This is a genomic window from Flavobacterium sp. XS2P24 (genome assembly GCF_030010285.1).
Classification (GTDB): Bacteria; Bacteroidota; Bacteroidia; order Flavobacteriales; family Flavobacteriaceae; genus Flavobacterium; species Flavobacterium algoritolerans.
The window spans coordinates 1-2,075 of the sequence record NZ_JASCRU010000064.1; the positions used below are offsets into that span (position 1 = coordinate 1).

At 46.5% G+C, this 2,075-nt stretch carries 1 tRNA gene and 1 rRNA gene; both read right to left on the bottom strand.

Features of this window, described 5'->3' with window-relative positions:
* Positions 1–51: 51 nt before the first annotated feature.
* Positions 52–125: transfer RNA gene (locus QLS31_RS16140), tRNA-Ile, on the bottom strand.
* A gap of 124 nt (positions 126–249) precedes the next feature.
* A 16S ribosomal RNA gene (locus QLS31_RS16145) occupies positions 250–1,763 on the bottom strand.
* Positions 1,764–2,075 lie beyond the last annotated feature (312 nt).

Sequence of the window (2,075 nt, forward strand, 5' to 3'; positions counted from 1 at the left end):
TTCATAACTCCTCAACTCTAGAATTTCTTCTTTTATTTAAGTCTAAAATAGTTGTCTCGGACAGACTCGAACTGTCGACCCCTACATTATCAGTGTAGTACTCTAACCAGCTGAGCTACGAGACACTCTTATTCTTAAATGGTATTATTTGAACTAACAGCAAGAGTAATAAAACGTTGGGATTTGTTTCCAACTTGAACTTTCGTCTTCTTTCCCTAGCGTGTATTGCTACTAACACTAAGGCTCTAGAAAGGAGGTGTTCCAGCCGCACCTTCCGGTACGGCTACCTTGTTACGACTTAGCCCTAGTTACCAGTTTTACCCTAGGCAGCTCCTTGCGGTCACCGACTTCAGGCACCCCCAGCTTCCATGGCTTGACGGGCGGTGTGTACAAGGCCCGGGAACGTATTCACCGGATCATGGCTGATATCCGATTACTAGCGATTCCAGCTTCACGGAGTCGAGTTGCAGACTCCGATCCGAACTGTGACCGGTTTTATAGATTCGCTCCTGGTCACCCAGTGGCTGCTCTCTGTACCGGCCATTGTAGCACGTGTGTAGCCCAAGGCGTAAGGGCCGTGATGATTTGACGTCATCCCCACCTTCCTCTCAGTTTGCACTGGCAGTCTCGTTAGAGTTCCCGACATGACTCGCTGGCAACTAACAACAGGGGTTGCGCTCGTTATAGGACTTAACCTGACACCTCACGGCACGAGCTGACGACAACCATGCAGCACCTTGTAAATTGTCTTGCGAAAAGTCTGTTTCCAAACCGGTCAATCTACATTTAAGCCTTGGTAAGGTTCCTCGCGTATCATCGAATTAAACCACATGCTCCACCGCTTGTGCGGGCCCCCGTCAATTCCTTTGAGTTTCATTCTTGCGAACGTACTCCCCAGGTGGGATACTTATCACTTTCGCTTAGCCACTGAAATTGCTTCCAACAGCTAGTATCCATCGTTTACGGCGTGGACTACCAGGGTATCTAATCCTGTTCGCTACCCACGCTTTCGTCCATCAGCGTCAATCCATTAGTAGTAACCTGCCTTCGCAATTGGTATTCCATGTAATCTCTAAGCATTTCACCGCTACACTACATATTCTAGTTACTTCCTAATAATTCAAGTTTAGCAGTATCAATGGCCGTTCCACCGTTGAGCGATGGGCTTTCACCACTGACTTACTAAACCGCCTACGGACCCTTTAAACCCAATGATTCCGGATAACGCTTGGATCCTCCGTATTACCGCGGCTGCTGGCACGGAGTTAGCCGATCCTTATTCTTACAGTACCGTCAAGCTGGTTCACGAACCAGTGTTTCTTCCTGTACAAAAGCAGTTTACAATCCATAGGACCGTCATCCTGCACGCGGCATGGCTGGATCAGGCTTGCGCCCATTGTCCAATATTCCTCACTGCTGCCTCCCGTAGGAGTCTGGTCCGTGTCTCAGTACCAGTGTGGGGGATCTCCCTCTCAGGACCCCTACCCATCGTTGCCTTGGTAAGCCGTTACCTTACCAACTAGCTAATGGGACGCATGCTCATCTTTCACCGTTGTGACTTTAATTATAAAGTGATGCCACTCTATAATACTATGAGGTATTAATCCAAATTTCTCTGGGCTATCCCTCTGTGAAAGGTAGATTGCATACGCGTTACGCACCCGTGCGCCGGTCTCTAGTTCCGAAGAACTATACCCCTCGACTTGCATGTGTTAAGCCTGCCGCTAGCGTTCATCCTGAGCCAGGATCAAACTCTTCATCGTATATTGTGCGAGCTCAGATAAATCTTCACTCTTTGTTTATTCGACTAAATTCTAGTGGTTTTTTCAAATCTCTCGATTCTATTACTCTTTCTTCTTTTGTTCCGATTTTCATCGGAACGGCTGTCAATTCAATATGTCTAGGAACGTGTTCTTCTTTGTTTTTCCCTTCGTTAACACTACTTAAAGTGTTTCTCGAAGCGGGTGCAAAAGTACAACTTCTTTTTTAACTGGCAAGAAAATTTTGAAGTTTTTTTTGGAAATTTTTATCTCCGTTTTACTACCGTTTTCTTATCAGCTTGTCAAGGAACTTTG